Raw genomic sequence first — 805 nt, 5'->3', positions numbered from 1 at the left:
TTCAAGCTTCACATAGCCACGATCCTGGATCGTTGAAATAATCGCTGCGTAAGTTGAAGGGCGACCGATCCCTCTTTTTTCCAATTCCTTAACCAAAGCGGCTTCTGAATAGCGCGCAGTCGGTTTGGTAAAATGCTGCTTGGGATCCAGTTTATCTAAAGATAGTTCATCGCCAACCTGAAGATCAGGAAGGATGACATCATCGTCTTTCTTGCTATTCGACGGCAACACTTTCAAGAAACCGTCGAACTTCATAACACGACCACGCGTACGAAGTGTAAAGTCACCCGCTGTCACTTCCAAAGACGAACTCAAAAATTCGGCATTATTCATCTGACAGGCCACAAAGTTACGCCAAATCAAGTCGTACAGTCTCTCAGCGTCCTTCTCAAGGCTTTTTATGCCTGAGGTAAGCACCGTTACGTCAGATGGACGAATCGCCTCGTGAGCTTCCTGAGCTCCCTCTTTACTACTATATAGTCTCGGCGCATCAGGCACATACTTACTACCCATGTTCTCAGCGATATAATCTCTACATGCGTTGACAGCATCTTCACTCAAGTTCGTCGAATCAGTACGCATGTAGGTGATATAGCCCGCTTCATAAAGACGCTGAGCTAACATCATGGTTTTCTTTACACTAAAACCTAATCGAGTACTGGCTGCTTGCTGCAAAGTAGAAGTAATAAACGGAGCATTAGGCTTGGAGCTTGTCGGTTTGTCTTCTCGTTTGGAAACTGCAAACGCGGCTTTATTCAATGCCTCTTGGTGAGCTTTGATTTGATCAGCATTTACCGGACGGAAA

The 805-nt window shown here is 45.5% G+C and carries 1 protein-coding gene; it reads right to left on the bottom strand.

All coding sequences use genetic code 11. The features are described from left to right. The coding region (locus A3766_RS27305) for a DNA topoisomerase (protein WP_231883012.1) at nucleotides 1–805 on the bottom strand (805 nt) is incomplete at both ends.

Source organism: Oleiphilus sp. HI0132 (assembly GCF_001635845.1).
The sequence above is the reverse complement of the archived record's forward strand: the minus strand, read 5'-3'. Positions and strand labels throughout refer to the sequence as shown.